The sequence below is a fragment of the Burkholderia sp. DN3021 genome, from assembly GCF_049805555.1.
Classification (GTDB): domain Bacteria; phylum Pseudomonadota; class Gammaproteobacteria; order Burkholderiales; family Burkholderiaceae; genus Burkholderia; species Burkholderia pyrrocinia_C.
The window spans coordinates 62931-82866 of record NZ_JBNCAB010000020.1 but is presented as its reverse complement, the minus strand read 5'-3'; the positions used below and the strand labels follow the sequence as shown (position 1 = coordinate 82866).

19 protein-coding genes are annotated in these 19936 nt (G+C 68.4%); 10 read left to right on the top strand and 9 right to left on the bottom strand.

The genetic code is table 11. The features are described from left to right. Positions 1-15 precede the first annotated feature (15 nt). The 4 genes from ACPUER_RS13205 to ACPUER_RS13190 all read right to left on the bottom strand — a co-directional run bounded on the left by ACPUER_RS13205 (position 16) and on the right by ACPUER_RS13190 (position 4387). On the bottom strand, positions 16-459 hold the full coding sequence (locus ACPUER_RS13205; protein WP_175963511.1) for a DUF934 domain-containing protein: 444 nt from the start codon (positions 457-459) through the stop codon (positions 16-18). Continuing rightward, positions 456-2240, bottom strand: coding sequence for a nitrite/sulfite reductase (locus tag ACPUER_RS13200; RefSeq protein WP_425131319.1), 1785 nt, complete (start codon positions 2238-2240; stop codon positions 456-458). The genes ACPUER_RS13205 and ACPUER_RS13200 overlap by 4 nt, the downstream gene beginning before the upstream one ends. A gap of 211 nt (positions 2241-2451) precedes the next feature. Continuing rightward, the gene (locus ACPUER_RS13195; RefSeq protein WP_175963513.1) at positions 2452-2847 is read right to left on the bottom strand and encodes a hypothetical protein; all 396 of its coding nucleotides are present in this window, start codon (positions 2845-2847) and stop codon (positions 2452-2454) included. A gap of 106 nt (positions 2848-2953) precedes the next feature. Beyond that, positions 2954-4387 carry a PLP-dependent aminotransferase family protein gene (locus ACPUER_RS13190; RefSeq protein ID WP_310137911.1) on the bottom strand — a complete coding sequence of 478 codons (1434 nt, stop codon included), beginning with the start codon at positions 4385-4387 and terminating at the stop codon, positions 2954-2956. A 527-nt stretch (positions 4388-4914) separates the two neighbouring features. Between ACPUER_RS13190 and ACPUER_RS13185 the strand changes: the two genes are divergently transcribed. After that, positions 4915-6045, top strand: a complete 1131-nt coding sequence (locus tag ACPUER_RS13185; protein ID WP_425131318.1) for an ABC transporter substrate-binding protein — start codon at positions 4915-4917, stop codon at positions 6043-6045. After that, the gene (locus ACPUER_RS13180; protein ID WP_425131317.1) at positions 6042-7823 is read left to right on the top strand and encodes a diguanylate cyclase domain-containing protein; all 1782 of its coding nucleotides are present in this window, start codon (positions 6042-6044) and stop codon (positions 7821-7823) included. The genes ACPUER_RS13185 and ACPUER_RS13180 overlap by 4 nt, the downstream gene beginning before the upstream one ends. A 97-nt stretch (positions 7824-7920) precedes the next feature. Here ACPUER_RS13180 and ACPUER_RS13175 read toward each other — a convergent pair whose 3' ends face one another. After that, complete coding sequence (locus tag ACPUER_RS13175) at positions 7921-8220, bottom strand: DUF4148 domain-containing protein (RefSeq protein ID WP_175963516.1); 300 nt, start codon at positions 8218-8220, stop codon at positions 7921-7923. A 270-nt stretch (positions 8221-8490) separates the two neighbouring features. Then, a complete protein-coding gene (locus ACPUER_RS13170) occupies positions 8491-8748 on the bottom strand; it encodes a hypothetical protein (RefSeq protein WP_006478949.1) in 258 nt (85 codons plus the stop codon). A gap of 791 nt (positions 8749-9539) precedes the next feature. Between ACPUER_RS13170 and ACPUER_RS13165 the strand changes: the two genes are divergently transcribed. Continuing rightward, positions 9540-10436, top strand: coding sequence for a LysR family transcriptional regulator (locus ACPUER_RS13165; protein WP_105391943.1), 897 nt, complete (start codon positions 9540-9542; stop codon positions 10434-10436). A gap of 125 nt (positions 10437-10561) precedes the next feature. Beyond that, positions 10562-11194, top strand: coding sequence for a LysE family translocator (locus ACPUER_RS13160; protein ID WP_425131316.1), 633 nt, complete (start codon positions 10562-10564; stop codon positions 11192-11194). 40 nt (positions 11195-11234) lie between these two features. On the opposite strand, the gene yddG is transcribed toward ACPUER_RS13160, so the two are convergent. From yddG to ACPUER_RS13145, 3 genes are all read right to left on the bottom strand, one after another. Continuing rightward, on the bottom strand, positions 11235-12185 hold the full coding sequence (gene yddG, locus ACPUER_RS13155) for an aromatic amino acid DMT transporter YddG (protein WP_425131315.1): 951 nt from the start codon (positions 12183-12185) through the stop codon (positions 11235-11237). A gap of 261 nt (positions 12186-12446) precedes the next feature. Further along, entirely contained in the window at positions 12447-12734 is a 288-nt protein-coding gene (locus tag ACPUER_RS13150; RefSeq protein WP_425131314.1) for a hypothetical protein, read from the bottom strand. 98 nt (positions 12735-12832) lie between these two features. Further along, positions 12833-14518 carry a purple acid phosphatase family protein gene (locus tag ACPUER_RS13145; protein WP_425131313.1) on the bottom strand — a complete coding sequence of 562 codons (1686 nt, stop codon included), beginning with the start codon at positions 14516-14518 and terminating at the stop codon, positions 12833-12835. Positions 14519-14841: 323 nt separating this feature from the next. Between ACPUER_RS13145 and ACPUER_RS13140 the strand changes: the two genes are divergently transcribed. From ACPUER_RS13140 to ACPUER_RS13115, 6 genes are all read left to right on the top strand, one after another. After that, entirely contained in the window at positions 14842-15141 is a 300-nt protein-coding gene (locus tag ACPUER_RS13140) for a YXWGXW repeat-containing protein (RefSeq protein WP_425131312.1), read from the top strand. 226 nt (positions 15142-15367) lie between these two features. Next, complete coding sequence (locus ACPUER_RS13135) at positions 15368-16153, top strand: RNA polymerase sigma factor (protein WP_425131311.1); 786 nt, start codon at positions 15368-15370, stop codon at positions 16151-16153. Continuing rightward, positions 16150-16569: a hypothetical protein gene (locus tag ACPUER_RS13130; protein ID WP_425131310.1), complete on the top strand. Its 420-nt coding sequence runs from the start codon at positions 16150-16152 to the stop codon at positions 16567-16569. Before ACPUER_RS13135 ends, ACPUER_RS13130 begins: the two co-directional genes overlap by 4 nt. Beyond that, positions 16566-17069 carry a periplasmic heavy metal sensor gene (locus ACPUER_RS13125; protein WP_425131309.1) on the top strand — a complete coding sequence of 168 codons (504 nt, stop codon included), beginning with the start codon at positions 16566-16568 and terminating at the stop codon, positions 17067-17069. The genes ACPUER_RS13130 and ACPUER_RS13125 overlap by 4 nt, the downstream gene beginning before the upstream one ends. Positions 17070-17336: 267 nt before the next feature. Then, positions 17337-18740 carry a DUF1800 domain-containing protein gene (locus tag ACPUER_RS13120; RefSeq protein ID WP_425131308.1) on the top strand — a complete coding sequence of 468 codons (1404 nt, stop codon included), beginning with the start codon at positions 17337-17339 and terminating at the stop codon, positions 18738-18740. A gap of 2 nt (positions 18741-18742) precedes the next feature. Continuing rightward, complete coding sequence (locus tag ACPUER_RS13115; RefSeq protein ID WP_425131307.1) at positions 18743-19900, top strand: DUF1501 domain-containing protein; 1158 nt, start codon at positions 18743-18745, stop codon at positions 19898-19900. Positions 19901-19936 lie beyond the last annotated feature (36 nt).

Sequence of the window (19936 nt, the reverse complement as noted above, 5' to 3'; positions counted from 1 at the left end):
AGCGTGCCGCCCGTTTCATTTTCCGGCCTGCGTCGCCGTGCCGTGCGGCGGCGTTGCCGTTCTCGCATCGCACTGATAGAAGCCCGGAAACCGGTCGAGCTGCCGGCGCGCGGCCGCGATGTCCGTGTCGTCGCCGAGCACCGCGCTCGAAAACCCCGTGCGCTCCATCAGCAGCAGCTGGTCGACCAGCACGTCGCCGGTCGCGCGCAGGTCGCCGGCGAAGCCGAAGCGCTTGCGCAGCAGGTACGCCTGGCTGTACGCGCGACCGTCGGTGAACGACGGGAACTGCAGGTCGATGCGCGCGGCCTGCGCGATCCGCGCGGCAAGCGGCGGCAGTTCCTCGTCGTTGCCGATCGTCAGCGTCGAAGCGTCGTGTTCCCGAGTATCGCCCGCGTGGTCGGCCGGCGTCAGCAGCCGGATGCGTGCGTTCGTGCTTGCGTTGTCGCTGGCTGGCTTCATGCGTGCTCCGCGTGGTGGCGCGCGTCGTTCGCGGCGGCCTTGAACGGTTCCGCGCCGATGCGGCGCACCGTGTCGATGAATCGTTCGCTGCGGCCGTTCGCGTCGATCCGCGCGTCGAGATACGCGTTGACGATCGCGTCGACGACATCGACGATCTCGTCCGCCGAGAACGACGGGCCGATCACCTTGCCCGGCCGCGCGGGGCCGCTCGCGGTCGAACCGTCCGACCCGCCGAGCGTCACCTGGTACCACTCCGCGCCGTCCTTGTCGACGCCGAGGATGCCGAGGTGGCCGCTGTGATGATGGCCGCACGAGTTGATGCAGCCGCTGATGTGCAGGTCGATGTCGCCGACGTCGTGCAGCAGGTCGAGATCCTGGAAGCGCTCGGCGATCGCGTCGGCGATCGGGATCGAGCGCGCGTTCGCGAGCGCGCAGAAGTCGCCGCCCGGGCACGCGATCATGTCCGTCAGCAGCCCGACGTTCGCGCTGGCGAGCCCGATCGCGCGTGCGTTCTCCCATAGCAGGAACAGGTCGTCGACGTGTACCCACGGCAGCACGACGTTCTGCGTGTGCGTGACGCGCGCCTCGCCGGCCGAGTAGCGGTCGGCGAGATCGGCGAGCGCGTCGAGCTGGTCCGGCGACGCGTCGCCGGGCGCCTGCAGGCGGCGCTTGAACGACAGCGTGACGATGCGCAGCGCCGGATCGCGATGATCGGCGACATTGCGCGCGAGCCAGCGCGCGAATGCGGGATGATGGCTGGCCTGCGCGGACATGCGCGCATTCGCGCCGGGCAGGTCGAGCGTGCGCGGCTCGAGCCGCGGCGGCACGAACGACGCGGCGACGCGATCGAATTCGGCCTGCGCAATCGTGTGCGGGCCGCCGTCGTGGTCGACGATCTGGCGGAACTCCTCCTCGACGTCGTCGATGTAGCGCTGCCCCTCGGTCTTGACGAGGATCTTGATCCGCGCCTTGTACTTGTTGTCGCGCCGCCCGTAGCGGTTGTACACGCGGACGATCGCCTCGATGTAGTTCATCACGTGCCGCCACGGCAGGAACGCGCGCAGCAGCGTCGCGATCATCGGCGTGCGGCCCATCCCGCCGCCGACGCTCACGCGAAAGCCGAGCTCGCCCGCATCGTCGCGCACGAGCTTCAGCCCGACGTCGTGCCAGTCGGTCGCCGCGCGGTCTTCGGCGGCACCGGTGATCGCGATCTTGAACTTGCGCGGCAGGAACGCGAATTCCGGGTGCAGCGTCGTCCACTGGCGCATCACTTCGGCGAACGGGCGCGGATCGGCGATCTCGTCAGGCGCTACGCCCGCGCGCTCGTCGCACGAAATATTGCGGATGCAGTTGCCGCTCGTCTGGATGCCGTGCATGTCGACGGTCGCGAGCAGGTCCATCACGTCGGCCGCCTTCGCAAGCGGAATCCAGTTGAACTGCACGTTGGTGCGTGTCGTGAAGTGCGCGCTGCGGGTCGGCAGGCGCAGCGTGCCGAGCAATGCCTGCGCGTCGCATGCGGCGCGGTAGGTGGCGTCGTCGGGCACATCGTAATCGCGCGCGATCCGCGCGAGCACGCGAAGCTGCGCGCTCGACAGCTCGCCGTACGGCACCGCGACGCGCAGCATTGGCGCGTGGCGTTGCACATACCAGCCGTTCTGCAGGCGCAGCGGCCGGAACGCGTCTTCGCTCAGCGTGCCGTGCTGCCAGCGTTCGAGCTGGTCGCGAAACTGGGCGGCGCGGCTCAGCACGAGCGCCCGGTCGAAATCGGTATATCGATACATGACGTGATACGCGAGAGGAGCCGCGGCGCGGCATGCGCACGGCTCGGAGGGGCGTTGCGACGGATGTCGGGCAACGGAAGACAGCGTAGGGAACGCGGTGCGGCGGGACAAGCAGCAGATCGGGACGAAAAGGGCGCAGCAGATGGCGGGCGCGGCGCCGGCGCGGCGGGCCGGGCATGCGTCGTGCATGCCCGTGGCCGGTTGACGTGTCTTATGCGTCGGCGTCGACGACGAGCGCCGGATCGAGCGCACGGATGCGCTGGTCGATGAAGTAGCCGCCGCCTTCCTGATAGCGCAGGAACAGGCGGCCGCATGAGCGGCAGCGGCTGACGTTGCAGCGGTTGTACGGGAAATGGCGCAGCGCGATCGGCGCATCGTCCGACGCGTAGCGCGTACCGGCCGGATGATGTTCCGCATAGGTCGGCTCCGCATCGCCGGGCGGCGCGAGCGTGGCGACTTCGGTCAGCTGCGTGTCCTGCAGCGACAGCGGCAGGCTCGTCCATCCGGCGAGCGAGGTTTTCGTGCACGTGCACGGCTGCGTGACGTGTGCCGCTTCGGCCGTCAGTTTCAACAGCGCGTCGTGATCGAGGTAGGGCAGTTGGCTCATGGGAAATCTTGAAAAAGCGGCGAAACCGGCAATGTAACCCGCGCGCGGATTGGCTGCATGGCCGCGGCCCGTGCGCCGGCAGCACGCATGGTGCGCATCGCGCGCTTTAACCGCCCTTGCGAACCGACGGCTGCGCGACCAGCTCGCCGAGCACGCGGATCGCGCGCTCGATGTCGCGGCTCCACGGATGGCCGAAGTTCACGCGCACGCAGCGCTCGAAGCCGTGCGCGGCAGAAAACAGCGGCCCCGGCGCGAAGCTGATCCCGCGCGCGATCGCCTGGCGATGCAGTTCCATCGCGTCGATCGCGTCGGGGAACGCGAGCCACAGGAAATACCCGCCTTCGGGCCGCACCCACTCGACGCCGGCCGGCAGCCAGCGCCGCAGCGCGTCGTCCATCCGGTCGAGCTGCGTGTGCAGCACGCCGCGCAGCTTGCGCAGATGGCGGTCGTAGCCGCCGTGCTCGAGATAGTTCGCGATGCCGGCCTGCGCGGGAATGCTCGCCGACAGCGTCGTCATCAACTTGAGCCGCTGCACCTTCTCCGCGAACCGGCCGGCGGCGGCCCAGCCGATCCGGTAGCCGGGCGCGAGTGTCTTCGAGAACGAACTGCAGTGCATCACGAGGCCGTGTTGGTCGTACGCGCGCGCGGGCAGCGGATAGTCGGGGCCGAAATGCAGCTCGCCGTAGACGTCGTCCTCGATCAGCGGCACCTCGCGCGCCGCCAGCATGTCGACGAGCGCGCGCTTTTTTTCGGCGGACAGCGTGACGCCGGTCGGATTCTGGAAATTGGTCATGAACCAGCACGCGCGGATGTCGTGCCGCTCGAGCGCGTTCGCGAGCGCATCGAGATCGAGGCCCGTGCGCGGATCGACGGGAATCTCGACCGCGCGCAGGTCGAGCCGCTCGATCGCCTGCAGCGCCGCATAGAAGCCGGGCGCCTCGACGGCGACGACGTCGCCGGGCCGCGTGACGGCCATCAGGCACAGGTTCAGCGCTTCGAGCGCGCCGTTCGTGACGACGATCTCGTCGATCGGCTGCGACACGCCGGTCGCGAGATAGCGCCGCGCGATCTGCTGGCGCAGCGCCTCGTTGCCGGGCGGCAGGTCGACGACCGTGCTCCATGGGCTGACGAGCCGCGTGGCCTGCGCGAGCGACTTCGCGAGGCGCGGCAGCGGAAACAGTTGCGGTGCCGGGAATGCGGAACCGAGCGGCACGATGCCGGGCTGCGTGGCGGCATCGAGTACGGAGAACACGAGGTCGCTGATGTCGACCTTGCGCGATGCGCCGGTGCGGCTCGCGCGGCGCTTCGCGGCCGGGCCTGCTTCGGGCGTTGCGCCCGGCGCGACGTAGTAGCCCGAGCGTTCGCGCGCGCGGATCAGCCCCCACTGTTCGAGCTGGTAGTACGCGCGAAACACCGTCGACTGGCTCACGCCGTGCTGCGCGATGATCTGCCGCAGCGACGGCAGGCGCGTGCCGGCCGCGAGGTTGCCGTTGCGGATGTCGTCGGCGATCGTGTGTGCGAGGGTTTCGTAGCGTTTCATCGGCGTGGACGGGGGCGCCGTCGCCGCGCGCGGGCCGGATTGGCGCCGTGCCGGCGGGCGCGGGTCATTGTCCGATGCGCGGCCCGAAAAGAAAAGCGCGGGCGGCATGCTCCACGTGCCGAGCGACGCGAGCGAGAAGCCGCACGACGGCAGCAGGTAGCTCGGAAGCCACGTGATGAAGAAGCAGATCGCGAAGTTCAGGCCGGTATCGCGCTGACGGTCATTTCCGCGAATGGGGCGGACCGGCGCAATCGGCGTCGACGGCCGCAGGCATGTATGCGACGCATGCAATGCGTCGTCATCGAAATGCGAACCAGTTAGCGTCCGGCAACGCGCTTTCTTCTGATCATTCGTCGCCCGGCTTGCCGCGTACGTGCGCCCGCAACGATTCCGGATCGACACTGCGCCGGGCATGTCGCATGTCTGCATGCGCAACGCCTGCCGCGTGCGGCTACTTCCAATTGCGCGCCCATATTTTTTATGGTCTTGTTGCGGGATATCGCATCGACTCGAAAAAGGATGGTCGAATGCAGCCGAGCGATTCATACGGGGTCCGCTTGATCAGGAGAATCGGCGCGCGTACGCGCGCCCGCGGTGCCGTGCGCGCGCTGTTCATCATCCTGACACTGGGCTTGCTTGCGCCTGGCCTGCCGACTTTCGCCGACTCTCCGGAAACCGTCAACGACAACGTGCTGCGCGTGCTGGCATGGCCCGGCTATGCGGACCGCGACGTCGTCAGCGCATTCGAGGCGCGGTTTCATGTGCGTGTCGAAGTGACGTTCGTCGATTCCGACGAAGCGCTGTGGGCGCGGATGCACGGCGCGGCGCCGCCGCCTTACGACGTGCTGGCCGCGAACACGGCCGAGATCCAGCGCTATGCGCACGAACGTCTGCTCGCGCCGATCGACCTGGCGCGCATCCCGAACCGGCAGCGGCAGTTGCCGAACTTCCGGCAGCTCGCGACGATCGGCGGGCTCGTGCAGGAGGGCGCGACCTACGCGATCCCGTTCACGTATTCGTCGATGGGGCTGATCTACGACCGCACGCAGGTTTCGGCCGCGCCGCGCTCGATGCGCGAGCTGTGGAATCCGCGCTACCGCGGCAAGGTGCTCGACTTCAACAGCGCGCAGCACAATTTCTCGTTTGCGGCGCTGGCGCTCGGCTATCCCGATCCGTTCCGCCTGTCGCCCGCGCAGACGCTCGCGGTTGCGCGCAAGCTGATCGACCTGCGCCGCAACCTGCTGACGTACTACACGCTTCCCGAAGAGGCGACCGCGCTGTTTGTCCAGCATCGAGCGGCGCTGATGTTCGGCAACTACGGCACGCAGCAGGTCGAGCTGTTGCGTCGCGCCGGCGCGGACGTCGGCTACGTGATCCCGGACGAAGGCGCGCTTGCATGGCTCGACTGCTGGGCCGTCACGCGCGGCGCGCAACATGCCGGGCTCGCGTTCGCGTGGATCAACTACATGCTCGAACCGGCGATCGGCGCGCTGCTGACCGAGCGCCAGGGGCTCGCGAACACGCTCGAGCCGCCGCCGGGCATCGACACCGGGCACCAGCATCTCGTGTGGCTCCAGCCCGTCGAAGACATCGAGCGGCGCGAGTCGCTATGGAGCCGCATCGTGTCGGGCGACCGGCCGGAGCGGTTCGACAAATGATCCGGCTCGGGCTCACGTCGAAGCTGTCGGTGTTGTTCGCGTGCATCGGCGTGATCGCGTCCGGCACGACCGGCTATTACGCGTATCGCGCGAACCGCACGATGCTCGTGCAGGAAGCGCAGCACAGCCTGCTGATGTCGACCCAGTTGCTCGGGCAGCGCTTCACGACCGCGCTGTCCGACGTTGCCGCCGATGCGCTCGTGCTCGCGCAGTTGCCGTCGTCTGCGCCCGTCGCGGGCAGCGACAATCCGGACAGCGCGCGACGCACGCGGCTCGAGCAGGTGTATTGCAGCTTCATGAGAAATCATCCGGAATACCTGCAGGTTCGCCTGATCGCGAGCGGGCATTTCGGGCTCGAACACATTCGCGTCGTTCGCGACGCGCACGGCATCGTCGTCCTGCCGGAAAGTGCGTTCCAGGAGAAAGGACAGTTTTCCTACGTATTCGATACGCTCGCGACGGAGCCTGGCCATATCTACCTGTCGCCGATCGTGATCAACCACGAGACGGGTTCGCACGCAGCCGAAGGGCTGCCGATCCTGCGCGTGGGCACGCCGGTCGTCGACACGTCGGGCCAGACGGTCGGCGCGCTGGTCGTCGACGTCGAGCTGCCGCGCTTGGTCGACCGGCTCGAACGCGATCTGCCGGAAGACTATGCGGTGTATCTCGCGAACGAGTGGGGCGATTTCCTCGTGCATCCCGACCCGGCGCAGACGTTCGGCTTCGATCGCGGCCTGCGGGTGCTGATGCAGGACCGCTTTGCCGTCACGCGCGCGCTGTTCGACAGCGCGCGCACGAGCGTGACGCTCAACGGCCTCGAGCAGCCCTACGACGCGCCGGGGCAGATGTTCGCGTTCGCGCGCACGCCGTTCGGGCACGACGAGGGCAACCGCTTCGTCGTGCTCGGGATGGCGCGTCCGCTTGCCGACGTGCTGGCGCCGGCCGGCATGCTCGGCGAACGGATTGTCCGGATGGTGCTCGTGTCGAGCCTGATGGCGGTGATTCTCGCGATCCTGTTCGCGCGCGCGATCACGCGGCCGCTGCAGGCGCTCGCGCGCGCCGCGACGCACGTGTTCGACGATCCGGCCGCCGAACAGCTTCCGGTCCGGCGCGCCGACGAGATCGGCGTGCTCGCGCGCTGTTTCGACAGCATGCGTGTCGAGATCCGCACGCAGGTCGCGATGCTGCGCGCGAAGCAGCGGGAGCTCACGCACCTCGCCGGCCACGATCCGTTGACCGAGCTGCCGAACCGCCTGCTGTTCATGGAGCATCTCGATGCCGCGATCCGGCATGCGGCCGCGGTGCACGAAGGGCTGGCCGTGATGTTCGTCGATCTCGACCGCTTCAAGCAGATCAACGACCAGCACGGGCATTCGGCCGGCGACCGTACGCTCGTCGCGGTCGCGAAGCGGTTGAGCCTCGTGCTGCGCAACGACGACATGGTCGCGCGGCTCGGCGGCGACGAATTCATCGTGCTGATTGCGGACGTGCGTTCACCGGCGGTGATCGGCGATGTCGCGTCGCGGATCCAGATCGTGATGGCGGAAGAACTGGAGTTCGGCGACCGGCGCGTGGCCGTCGGTGCGAGCATCGGCGTCAGCGAGTTTCCGGCCGACGGCGCATCGGCCGAGGAACTGCTCGTCAAGGCCGACGCGGCGATGTATGCGGCGAAGGCGTCCGCGCAGTGCGCGTACGTGCGCTATCAGGACCTGGTCGGCGGCGGCGCTGCGCCGGACGAAGCCGCGGCCGGCCGCGTCGCATCGGGTGCCGGCCGGTGACTGCCGGCCGGTAAAACACGCGATGCAAGCGCAACGAGCCCGTCACGGACGGGCTCGTTGCATGTGCGGACTGCGCGCGGGGCGCGCAGCGGCAGGCTTAGTGGCCGAAGTAGACCGAGTCGCGCGGGCTTTGCACCTTGGCGGCCGGTGCGCCACCCTGGACGGTCTCGGCCGGTTGCGCACCGTAGCCGGTATTGTCGGCGGCGCGCACGCGGGCTTGCGCGGCCTGGATGTCGGCCGGGTAGTGCGGGCTCGACAGGCCCGGCTTGTAGCCGGCTTTTTCGAGCTGGACCAGCTCGTTGCGCAACTGCGCGCGGGTCACGGTGCTTTGGGCGAATGCGCCGAACGAAGCGGACAGGGCGACAGCGGCAACGACTGCGGAAACGAGCGATTTCATGATGACCTCCGATGTTTGTCTTGGCTTTCCGCGTTCGACACCATGTCGTAAGCGGTTGATTACATCGTAGGCGTCGGTCGATTCAGGGTAAACGTGGATTTCAGCGAAAGATCATTGTCGCGGAGGCAATAATCCCGCGACAAATGTCTTCTGTCCCCATTCAATATTGCCGGATTTGCAAGGGCGCGGTGATACGGGCGGGCGCCCGGTGGCGACTGGGGAGGACGGCAGGAGGTGGAGATGACGCGGGCGGGCCGCGGTGCGGCCGGATCAGACGCCGTCGTCGTCGATTTCCTTGCGCTCCCGGCGTTCCTCGTTGCCGCGGCGCGCGCGCAGGCGCTGGCGCGACAGGACGGCGATCACCTGCTGGGTCGGCGCGCCGGACGGCAGTTCGTTGCGGATGCGATCGGGCACCATCGGCAGGCCCGCGCGCTGCCGGCGCAGCGCCTTTGCGATTGCCCGGCGGCATTCGTCCCCGTGGCAATCCCATTCATCGCGGATTCTCTGGCAATAACGGCATTGTTCCATCGAAACAGTCTAACGCGTCTTGGGGAACCGGGCAGCGCGCGGGGCCGAACGGGTCACGCATGGAGCTCCCGTCGCGGACGTATCGACGATGGGCAGTTGAATGGGACTGCGAAGCAATCGGGTGAAATGGGTTGCCTGAAACTACAATTCCCCATCCGTCTCCATACGGATTCCTTTCGGACGAACGGCTTACCGGAGAGACCAGATTCCCCAGACGGCGATCAACAGGCCAAGGCCGAGTCCGCAGCCCAGCAACACATAGGTTTCCATCTCGTGCCTTTGAAAACGGGGCAGCGCTGACGTCGGCGTCAGCGTGCGGGCAGCAAAGCCGGTCACGTATCGTCGCGCCGTCGGGCGGAGCGATACGCCGGGTCCGCGAATACTACGCTTTGCAGCTTTCAGAACGCATGCGCGATCGATGGCGGTGGGCCGACCGCTATTGCTTGCCCGCGCCGGCTATTCGTGTGCGGCCGGCGGTCGGCCCCGATTCAGGCCGGCAGGTCGTATCGGCAAGCATGAGCAATGCGGTGGCGTGGTTCGACATGGATTCTCGAGCGCCGGCCGGTGCGCATGCAATCGACGCGGCGGATCGAACGTGCATCCTGCCTGCGCGCTGCGCGCTGCGCGCTGCGCGCTGCGCGCTGCGCGCTGCCGTGGACGTTCGACTCGACCGCGGCGCAGCGCGGGGCCTGGCGTGGTGCCGTTTGAGATACTGTCGGGGCGGTTCAATATAATTCATGATACTTCGCTGCCTCATGTGAAATTTACATACACCGGAACAAGGAGACCCGATGACGCTTGCCCAGTTGCAGGCACTGGCCGCCGTAGTCGAACTCGGTTCGCTCACGGCCGCGGCCGACCGGCTCAGCCGCAGTCAATCCGCGATCAGCCATGCATTGACCGAGCTGGAGGACATCACGCAGGTCAAGCTGCTCTGGCGGGACCGGCAGCCGGTGGTGTTGACGGCGGCGGGCGAACGCCTGTGGCCGTACGTCCAGAGCGTGGTGCGGGAGGCGCAGCTGCTGCGCCAGCAGTTCAGCCTGTCGCGCGGCAAGCTCGAAGGCAAGCTGGTGGTTGCGTCGCTGCCGAGCGTCTCGCTGGCGTTCGTCGTTCCCGCGCTCGAGGCGTTGAAGGAGATGCACCAGGGCGTGTCGGCGGTGCTGCTCGAAGGCACGGACAGCGAAGTCGAAGGGTGGATCGACGACGGTACGGCCGACATCGGCGTGGTGGCCGGCACGAAGACGTTCGCGCACACTCTGCCGCTGCTCGACGAGGATTTTGTCGCGGTGGCGCCGGACGGCATGTTCGGCGGCCGCAAGAGCGTGTCGGCAAAACAGTTGTCCGCGGCACCGTTCATTTTCTCGAAGGCAGGGTGCGGGCCGGTGATCGCGGATTACTTCGCACGTGGCGGCGCGCCGCTCCGGGCGGCGTTCAACGTGGTGGAGATGCGCACCATTCTTTCGATGGCGGAGGCCGGCATGGGCGTATCGATCGTGCCGCGCATCACGCTCACGTACACGCCATTCGGCGGCCGCGTGCTGGAACTGTCGCCGAGGCTGCATCGTTCCGTGCGGTTGTCGTGGAACGTGGCCGGCAACGCGGTCACCGACGAGTTCGTGAGGCTCGTCGACGCACAACGCGCCAAAGCAGCGAAAGCGATCCAGGCGCGTGCGAAAAAGGGCAGGTAGCGCGCGGCCGGCGAGATGAACGACGCTCATGGGCGGCTTGCAGTTTATTCATGCCGAGGATGATCGAGATGCAATACAGTGTTCGAACCTCGTCACCCTGACTGCTTGCCGCGAAGGAGCCTGCCGTGCCGGCCTTGCCCACTCTGTTTGCGTTCGGACTTGTGTCGCTCGGCATGGTGCTGACGCCCGGACCGAACATGATCTACCTGGTTTCGCGCTCGATCTGCCAGGGCCGCCGTGCAGGGCTCGTGTCGCTCGGCGGCGTCGCGCTGGGGTTCGTTTTCTACATGGTTTGCGCGGCGCTGGGCATCACCGCGCTGGTGATGACCGTGCCGTATGCGTACGACGCGCTGCGCTTTTCCGGTGCGCTGTATCTGTCGTACCTGGCGTGGCAGGCGCTGAAGCCGGGCGGCCGCTCCGCGTTCCAGGTCAGGCAGTTGCCGCACGACAGCCGCGCCAGGCTCTTCACGATGGGTTTCGTCACGAACCTCGCGAATCCGAAGATCGCGGTGATGTATCTGTCGCTGCTGCCGCAGTTCATTTCACCGGGGCACGGCAGTGTGCTCGCGCAATCGCTGGCGCTCGGCTGCGTGCAGATCGCGGTGAGTGTCAGCGTCAACGCGCTGATCGCCTGCATGGCCGGCTCCATCGCGGGTTTTCTGGCGGGACGACCGGTTTGGGCGTCGGTCCAGCGCTGGTTGATGGGCTCCGTGCTGGCCGGATTGGCGGTGCGTATCGCGCTGGAATCGCGAAGCTAGAGCGGGCAACCCTGCCTCCCGTCGGAAGCATCCCGCATCGTCATCCGGGGCAATTGCCTTCGGCATCCTTCCCGACCCGAACGGGCGCTGCCTTTTCACTGCGCCGGCTGCGTGTCGCGAGCCAGCACAGGATCGACCCGCCGCAAACCATCACCGCGCCTTGCCAGAATTCGACCGACAGCGGCGCATGCAGCAGCGTCGCGGCGAGCGCGGCCGCGAGCACCGGCGTCAGGTACGACGCGCCGACGATGATCGTCACGTTGCCGTGCATGATGCCGGTGTTCCATGCCGCATAGCCGAACCCGAGCGCCGACGCCGCCAGCACGAGATAGATGACCGCGTGAAGGCTGAACGTCATGCCGCCGCCGCCCTCGATCGCGAACTTGATCCAGAGCGCCGCGGCGACCAGCATGAAGAACGGCGTCACGCCGTTCTTGCCGTCGGCAATGCGCGCCGTCACCGTGCAATAGCCGGCCCAGATCAGCGCGCCGAAGAAGGCGAGGCCATAGCTCAGCGGATTGTCCGCGACGTTGCGCAGCATGCCGGCCGGATCGAGGCCCTGGTCGCCGCCAAGCACCCGGCAGATGCCGAGCATCGACAGCAGGACGCCGGGCACGACCAGCAGGTTGGCACGCTGCTTGTTGAACACGATGGCCGCGACCAGCGTCAGGCTCGGCCACAGGTAGTTGACCATCGCGACTTCGATCGCCTGCCGGCCGTTGCTCGCATACCCGATCGAAAGCGCCAGGCACAGCTCGTACGAGACGAACAGCAGCCCGCCCCACAGCAGGTAGTTTTTCGGGAACTTGCTCAGGTCGGGGAAGCCGATCGAAAACAGCAGAAGCATGGACGCCACCGTGTAGATCATCGCGGCGCCGCCGGTCGCACCGAGGCTTTCGCTGACCCCGCGGACGAGGGCGACCACCGAGGCCCACAACAGCACCGCGCCGAGCCCGGCGAGCGTTGCCTTGTTCTTGTTGTTGCGCTTCATGCTTCCTGTTTGTTTCGACATTCAAATTCGATTTCGGATGATTCGGTTGCGCTCGCGTGTGCCGTCATCGCGAACGGAAAAATCCGGTTGCGGCCGCCACGCGGTGCGGCAGTTGCAACCGGCAATGCAATGCAGCTATTACGCCGGACACGCATAGTTTAAAGGGGCGGAGCCGGGGAGCGACCGAGCGGCGGACGTTGGCGGGGGAGCGGCCGGGTGCGTGCGGTCGATTCAGGCGCGTGTGCGGAACGCGGTAGCCGGTCACGCGTCGTCGATGCGCCACGCCGCACCGATTGCCGACAACGCGCGTCCGATCGCGTCGAGCATCGCGTCCCGCGTTGGCCCGAGTGTCGTGACGAGGAAGAACCCGTGCTCGTCGGTCGACAGGCCGATCAGCGGCCAGCTACCGGTTTCATCGCGAATTTCAAGCCGTCGTCGGTCGGGATCGACATCGATGTCGCCGCGCGTTTGCCGCAGTGCATCCGCGATTGTATTGAATGCGTCGGCCGACGGGGTCGTGTGGATGCGATATTCGAAACTCATCTTCATGGGCCGATGTGCGAAGCGGGCAGTCTAACCCGTGTCATGGCACGCCCATTCCTCGATGGCGATGCAACCGGCGCCCGCCGCAGCGGGCGCCGGCCCGATCACCGCTCGTGCCGCTTCTTGCTCAGCTCGATCGTCTCGAACAGCTCGTACTGCGCGGTCGGATGCTGATCGGCGCCCGGCGCGTGGTAGTAGCGCATCGTGATCGTCGTGTGGCCGCCCGGCTTGCCCGGGTCGTGGTCGAACACCGCGATCCCGTAACCGGTGCCCGTATCGCGGCGCGCGGACCAGATCGCATCCTCGAGCGCATCGGCCGGCTGGCGCACGAACGTGTTCGGCGCGGTGCCCGGCACCGGCCGGTTCGGCTTCGTGAACACCTTCGCCCGCGCAAAGCCGGTCGACGGGTTCTCGCCGTACACGTCGAGCGGCGCGCTGGTGCCGCCACCGCCGAGGATCAGGTGGATCGTGCCGTGGCTCGTGTCGAACTTCGTGCGGTCCGGGTCGTTCGAGCCGACCGGACGCGGCTGCAGCGTCTCGACCACTTCGCCGGTTGTCGCGTCGACGCCCGCGCGGTGATTGCAGCCGCGCACCGGGTAGCTGCGCTCGTAGTCGTGATCGTGGCCGCACAGCACGAGGTCGACGCCGTAACGATCGAACAGCGGCAGCCATGCCTCGCGAATGCCTTTGTCGGAACCGTTGCCCGTCTTCGACGAACTGAGCGCGTCCTGGTGCATCTGCACGACGATCCAGTCGATGTCGTCGTCATGCGCCGCATGGCGCAGCGTGTGTTCGAGCCAGCGCGTCTGCTCGCCGTTGCTGTAGCCGCGCACGTAGAACGATGTGCCGGGCTCGATCGGCGGGCGGCCCGTGCTCGCGGCCGGCACGAGCGGCGCGGGGCCGCCGACGAACGCGGCGGCGTCCTGGTACACGACATCGTCGGCGTCGAGCGACACGAACAGCACCGAGCTCACGCGGAAGCTGTACCAGCGGCCCGGGAAACGCGTGCCGTTCTCCGGCAGCGTATAGCGCGCGAGATACGAGTCGAGCCCTTGCGGACCGTTGTTGAACTCGATCTCGTGATTGCCGGGGCAGGGCATCCACGGGCGATTCGCGGCCGACGTCTGGTTGTTGTTGCCGAAATCGCGCCACACCTCGGGCTGGTGCGCGGGGTTCAGGTTCGCGTAGCAGAGGTCGCCGTTCAGCAGGTGGAACAGCGGCTGGAACTGCTCGACGGCCTGCACCGCGAAGCGGCTCTGCGGCGACGACAGCACCCATGCGCCGTTCGGCGTCGCGAGATCGCCGTAGCTCGTGAAGCGGAACGGCGCGCGCCCGCGCGGCGCGGTCGAAAAATTCGCGGCGAACGGCTGCGCGGCGTTGCTGTCGTTGTCGGCCGTGATCTCGTAGCGGTAGCGCGTATCCGGCTTCAGCCCGTGCACGCGCGCGTGGTACGCGAACACGGTTTCGCCGTTCAGGCCGTCGGTGTACAGGCGCTGGACGCCGTGCACCGTGTGCGCCGGCTCGCCGTCGGCGACGATGCGCGCGCGCGGATTGACGGCCGGTGCGAGCGACGCCCACGAGATCACGACTTCGGACGTCGGGTCGTTGCCCCACGTCAGGTGGACCTGTTCGGGCGTGCCGTCCGGATTCGACGCGGCGGCCCGGGCGGCTGCGAGCCCGCCGGCAGCGGTCGCAAGGCCGGATACGCCGGCGAGTTTCAGGAAGCCGCGACGCGACACCGACGCGGCCGGCTCGTTCGGCTGATCAGGGAGATTGTCCTGGTTCGACATGGTCGTAGTTTTCGTTGATGGGGACGCGAAAGGTGGAGCCGCGCGGCCATGCGCGAGCGCGGCCGGGGCGTGGGCCGGAAACGAGCGGGATCCCGGTGACACGCATTGTCGAGGGGCAGTTTTGCCGCGTTGTGACAGCACGGCAACCCCGTGTATGGCGGCCGATACGCTGGCCCGCGCATCGCGCGGCAGTCGGCCCGCGCCAAAGCGCGTTCGGTCCGTTCGAAATTTATTCGCCGACACCGCGACGGATTTCTGTCGCCCGCTCCGTTTAACGCATGAACGGCCGCTTCCGGTCGATGCCCGTTACTTCGGAGTCTTTCATGAAACTTTCTGGTTCATTGCGGTTTGCCGCCGGATGCGTGGCTGCACTGGCGGCGTCCGCCGCATTCGCGCAGGCCGTGATCGTCGCGCCTTACGCACCGCCGCCGCCGCGCGTCGAAGTGATGCCGGCGCCGCGCGCGGGCTACGTGTGGGACCAGGGCCACTGGCACTGGCGGCAGGGCCGCTACGTCTGGATTCCGGGCCACTGGCAAGTGGTGCGCGTCGGTTACCACTGGGTGCCCGGACACTGGGCCGCGCGCGGCCCGGCCTGGCGCTGGGTGCCGGGCCACTGGGCTTGATGCGCGCGCCGCCGCGCGGAACATCGTGCCGGCGCGGCGGATCCTTCACGCAAAATCATGAGTCGAAGCCATGCCTTTTCGAACCATCGTGATACTGGCAGCCGCGGCCATCGTGCTGGCCGGCTGCGTCGTGGTGCCGGCGCGTCCGGTGTATTACCGGCCCGCGCCGGTCGTCGTATATTGAGCACGCCGGCCGACGGTCGCGTAACCGGCCGACAGGATCGATATGCCGCGCGACACGGATGTCGATGAAACGGACATGGCCGACGCCGTGTGCGACGCCGCGCGCGATGCGCACGGCGCCGCCGAACCGTCGGCGTGGCGCCGCGCGGCGATGGCCCGACGCATGCAAGGAGAGCACGACGATGAGCTTCAGCCGGGCGGCGGGCACACCTGCCGGCACAGGGCGGCGCATGCGCGCTGCGCGACGGAGCAGGCGGCGTTGAACGATCGCGGCGACCGCGATCCGGACGCGGAACTCGTCGCACGCGTCGGCGCGCGCGATTCGTCGGCGGTGCGCATGCTCGTCGCGCGCAAGCTGCCGCGGCTGCTCGCATTGGCGACGCGCATGCTCGGCGACCGGAACGAAGCCGAGGACGTCGCACAGGAGACGTTCTTGCGAATCTGGAATCAGGCGCCGCGCTGGCGCGAAGGCGAGGCGCGCTTCGACACGTGGCTGCATCGCGTCGTGCTGAACCTGTGCTACGACCGGTTGCGCGGCCGGCGCGAGGAGCCCGTCGATACGTTGCCCGACGTGCCGGACCCGCAACCGGAGCCGGCCGCGCATGCGGAACTGCGCTCGCGCGACGCGCGCGTGCGGCAGGCGCTTGCCGCGCTGCCGCCGCGGCAGCGGGAAGCGCTCGTGCTCCAGTACTATCAGGAAATGTCGAATGTGGAAGCAGCCAACCTGATGGGCATCACCGTCGATGCGCTGGAAAGCCTGCTCGCCCGCGCGAGGCGCAACCTGCGCGCGCAACTGGCCGGCGACCCACCTAGCGAGGACAAGCGATGACACCCGAACGATTTCGCACCATCGTCGCCGCGTACGGCTCGGACGCGCGGCGCTGGCCGGACGGCGAGCGCGCGGCCGCCGAGGCATGGGCGCGCGCGAACCCGCGCGACGCGCTGCTGGCACTGGACGATGCCGCCGACCTCGATGCATGGCTCTCGTACGATACGGTCATGCCGCCTGCACCGGCGCTCGTCGAGCGCATCGTCGCGTCGGCACCCGCGCCGCACCGCGCGCGGCGGCGCGGCAACGTGTGGTGGTCGGGCGCGGCGTTCGCGGGCGTCGGCCTGGCCGGTGCGCTGGCGGGCGCGGTGGCCGTGTCGATGCTGATGCTCGGCAGCGTGCCGACGTCGCCGCACGAGCCGGACTATCTGACGACGACGTTCGGCGGCCCGAGCGTGGATTGGGGGGGTGAATGAGCGAACGCGGCTGGAAATTCATCCTCGTCGGCTCGGTCGTGCTGAACGTGTTCATGCTCGGCGCGATCGGCGGCGGCGTGTATCAGTGGTTCTCGACGCCTCGCGACCAGCTTGCGGCAGGCGCGCCCGCGCAGCGCACCGCGTTGCGATTCGCGGCGGACGAATTGCCCGATGCGCGGCAGCGCGAGTTTGCCGCCGCGCTGAAGGCCGCGCGCAAGAACGGCCGCGATTTCGCGCGGGAAGGGCGCGACGGCCGGATCGCCGTACTGGATCTGCTCGCCGCGCCTCAACTCGATCGGGCGGCGATCGACGCTGCGCTCGACCGCACGCGCGCGGCCGATACCGCGATGCGTGTGCAGGTCGAGCGCAGCGTCGTCGATTTCGCGGCGACGCTGACGCCCGAAGAGCGCGTGAAGTTCGTCGACGGGTTGCAGCGCAGCGGCAACTGGCGTCTGCCGCCGAGACTGCAGAAAAAGCCGGATGCGCCGGCGAGCCAGTAAGCCGGCGAGTCAGTAAGCCAGTAAGCATCAGACAGTGCGACACGCGGTATGCGTGTCGCCGACATTCGCGTTCGGTCATGCGCAATGCGTGCACGAGATGAATCGCACGCGCCGTTGCGTGTCGATGACTTGCGCCGTTGCCGTGCATCACCTCCACCGACTCTCTCGTTCCTCGTTTCTCCGATCCAAAAAATATTTGCCATCCCCGCGACGGATTTCCCTGCATGCCCGCGTTAAACGCAGGTACGCACCGCAAGAGAGCCCGTCATGGACCACCCGAACGACACCACGCCGGCCGCGATCGCGCTGAACCGCTTCGGTCTCGGCGCGCGGGCCGACGAAGCGCCGCCTGCCGACCCGAAGGCGGCGCTGGTCGCGCAATTCGGCCGTTACGACGCGCGGCCCGCCGCGTGGGCCGGCGAACCGGACGCGGTCGCGCTCGCGACGCGCTTCGCGAACGCGCGCAACGCGATGACGGGCGACGACGCGGCCGCGAAACGCGCGACCGCGCAATCGATCCGGCGCGACGGCTACGATGCATATCGCAGCGCCGTCGCCGCCCGGTTGAACAGCGCGCTGAACACGCCCGCGCCGTTTGTCGAGCGTCTCGTGCATTTCTGGGCGAACCATTTCGCGGTGTCGGTCGACAAGGGGCAGGTGGCCGCGTACGCGGGCGCGTTCGAACGCGACGCGATCCGACCGCACGTGCTCGGCCGCTTCGAGGACATGCTCGTCGCCGTCGAACAGCATCCCGCGATGCAGGTCTTTCTCGACCAGGCACGCTCGGTCGGCCCGGACAGCGCAGCCGCACTGCGCGCGCAAGCACGCAATCCGTCGGCGAAGCGCGGGCTCAACGAGAACCTCGCGCGCGAAATCATGGAACTGCACACGCTCGGCGTGCGCACCGGCTACACGCAAGCCGACGTGACGGAGTTCGCGCGCGCATTGACGGGCTGGAGCATCGCGGGCGGACGCGGCCCACAGCCGGGCGATGCCGCTCCCGGCGCGTTCGTGTTCCGCCCGAATCTGCATGAACCGGGCACGCGTACGGTAATGGGGCGCACCTACGACCAGCCGGGCGAAGCGCAGGCGCGCGCGATCCTGCACGACCTCGCGCGGTCGGATGCGACGGGTCGGCACATCGCGTTCCAGCTTGCCCGTCATTTCGTCGCCGACAATCCGCCGCCCTCGCTGACCGACCGGCTGGCGCGCGCGTTCGACGCGAGCGGCGGCGATCTGCCGACCGTCTATCGCGCGCTCGTCGATGCACCCGATGCGTGGTCGCCGGTCAACCGCAAGTTCAAGACACCGTGGGAGTGGGCCGTGTCGTCGCTGCGCGGGCTCGGCTGGCGCGAGATGGACGATCGGGGCGACCTGAAGGCCGCGCCGCTGCTCGCGCAGCTCGGCCAGCCGGTGTGGCGGCCGGGTTCGCCGGCAGGCTATGACGATGTCGCCGCCAGTTGGGCCGCGCCCGACGCGCTCGTACGCCGCGTCGAGATCGCGCAGCGCCTGGCCGCGCGCACCGGCGACCGGCTCGACCCGCGCACGCTCGGCAATTTGCTGCTCGCCGGTTCGATGAGCGAGCCGACCGCGGCCGCGCTGTCGCGCGCGGAAAGCGCGACCACGTCGCTCGCGCTGCTGCTCGTCTCGCCCGATTTCCAACGGAGGTGAACATGGCACTGTCCCGCCGACAATTCCTGAGCGTTGCCGCCGCCGGCGCAGGCGCGATCCTCGTCGCGCCGCGGATCGTGTTCGCGAACGTCGAGACCGATCGGCGCTTCGTGTTCGTGATCCAGCGCGGTGCGGCCGACGGCCTGAACATCGTCGTCCCGTATGCCGAACCCGCGTATGCGTCGCTGCGCGGCGCGCTCGCGATCGATACGACGGCCGCAACGCGGCTCGACGGCACGTTCGCGCTGCATCCGTCGCTCGTGCAGACCGCGCAGCTATACCGCGACGGACAGGCGCTGTTCGTCCACGCGATCGCGTCGCCGTATCGCGACCGCTCGCATTTCGACGGGCAGAACGTGCTCGAAACAGGCGGCCGCGCGCCGTATCAGGTGAAGGACGGCTGGCTGAACCGGCTCGCCGCGCTGCTGCCGGCGACGCGCGAAAGCGCGATCGCGTTCGCGCCGACTGTGCCGCTCGCGTTGCGCGGCACCGTGCAGGCCGCGTCGTATGCGCCGTCCGGTTTGCCGGCCGCGCCGGACGACTTGCTCGCGCGCGTGTCGGCACTTTACGAGGCCGACGCGCAGCTTGGCCCGCTGTGGCAATCGGCGATGCAAGCGCGCGGCCTCGCCGGCGACGCGCATGCGCGGCAGGATCCCGCGGGCGTCGGCAAGCTTGCCGCGACGTTCCTCGCGCGCGACGACGGCCCGCGGATCGCGATGATCGAAACGGGCGGCTGGGACACGCACAGCGCGCAGAACGCGCGGCTCGCGAATCAGCTGAAGGCGCTCGACACGATGCTCGCCGCGCTGCGCGACGGCCTCGGGCCCGCATGGCAGCAGACCACGGTGCTGGTCGCGACCGAGTTTGGCCGCACGGCCGCGGCGAACGGCACGGGCGGCACCGATCACGGGCAGGCGTCGGTTGCGATGCTGGCGGGCGGCGCGGTCGCGGGCGGCCGCGTGATCGCCGACTGGCCGGGGCTGCGGTCGGGCGACCTGTACGAAGGCCGCGACCTGAAGCCGACCGCGTCGCTCGATGCGCTGATCTCGGGCGCGGCCGCCGAAAGCCTGCGGCTCGATTCCCGCCGCACTGCGTCCGCGCTGTTCGCGGAAAGCGGCGCGACGCGGCCGATGACCGGCCTGATTCGCGGCGCCGCGTGACGCGGGGCGTTTACGCGCTCGACCCCGCCATCCGAT

Coding starts and splice junctions, on each gene's coding strand:
- ACPUER_RS13205 (WP_175963511.1), bottom strand. CDS start 459: ATGAAGCCAGCCAGCGACAACGCAAGCACGAACGCACGCATCCGGCTG.
- ACPUER_RS13175 (WP_175963516.1), bottom strand. CDS start 8,220: ATGAAATCGCTCGTTTCCGCAGTCGTTGCCGCTGTCGCCCTGTCCGCT.
- ACPUER_RS13165 (WP_105391943.1), top strand. CDS start 9,540: ATGACGCTTGCCCAGTTGCAGGCACTGGCCGCCGTAGTCGAACTCGGT.
- ACPUER_RS13180 (WP_425131317.1), top strand. CDS start 6,042: ATGATCCGGCTCGGGCTCACGTCGAAGCTGTCGGTGTTGTTCGCGTGC.
- ACPUER_RS13195 (WP_175963513.1), bottom strand. CDS start 2,847: ATGAGCCAACTGCCCTACCTCGATCACGACGCGCTGTTGAAACTGACG.
- ACPUER_RS13115 (WP_425131307.1), top strand. CDS start 18,743: ATGGCACTGTCCCGCCGACAATTCCTGAGCGTTGCCGCCGCCGGCGCA.
- ACPUER_RS13185 (WP_425131318.1), top strand. CDS start 4,915: ATGCAGCCGAGCGATTCATACGGGGTCCGCTTGATCAGGAGAATCGGC.
- ACPUER_RS13190 (WP_310137911.1), bottom strand. CDS start 4,387: ATGAAACGCTACGAAACCCTCGCACACACGATCGCCGACGACATCCGC.
- ACPUER_RS13150 (WP_425131314.1), bottom strand. CDS start 12,734: ATGAAGATGAGTTTCGAATATCGCATCCACACGACCCCGTCGGCCGAC.
- ACPUER_RS13120 (WP_425131308.1), top strand. CDS start 17,337: ATGGACCACCCGAACGACACCACGCCGGCCGCGATCGCGCTGAACCGC.
- ACPUER_RS13145 (WP_425131313.1), bottom strand. CDS start 14,518: ATGTCGAACCAGGACAATCTCCCTGATCAGCCGAACGAGCCGGCCGCG.
- ACPUER_RS13170 (WP_006478949.1), bottom strand. CDS start 8,748: ATGGAACAATGCCGTTATTGCCAGAGAATCCGCGATGAATGGGATTGC.
- ACPUER_RS13130 (WP_425131310.1), top strand. CDS start 16,150: ATGACACCCGAACGATTTCGCACCATCGTCGCCGCGTACGGCTCGGAC.
- ACPUER_RS13125 (WP_425131309.1), top strand. CDS start 16,566: ATGAGCGAACGCGGCTGGAAATTCATCCTCGTCGGCTCGGTCGTGCTG.
- ACPUER_RS13140 (WP_425131312.1), top strand. CDS start 14,842: ATGAAACTTTCTGGTTCATTGCGGTTTGCCGCCGGATGCGTGGCTGCA.
- ACPUER_RS13135 (WP_425131311.1), top strand. CDS start 15,368: ATGCCGCGCGACACGGATGTCGATGAAACGGACATGGCCGACGCCGTG.
- ACPUER_RS13200 (WP_425131319.1), bottom strand. CDS start 2,240: ATGTATCGATATACCGATTTCGACCGGGCGCTCGTGCTGAGCCGCGCC.
- yddG (WP_425131315.1), bottom strand. CDS start 12,185: ATGAAGCGCAACAACAAGAACAAGGCAACGCTCGCCGGGCTCGGCGCG.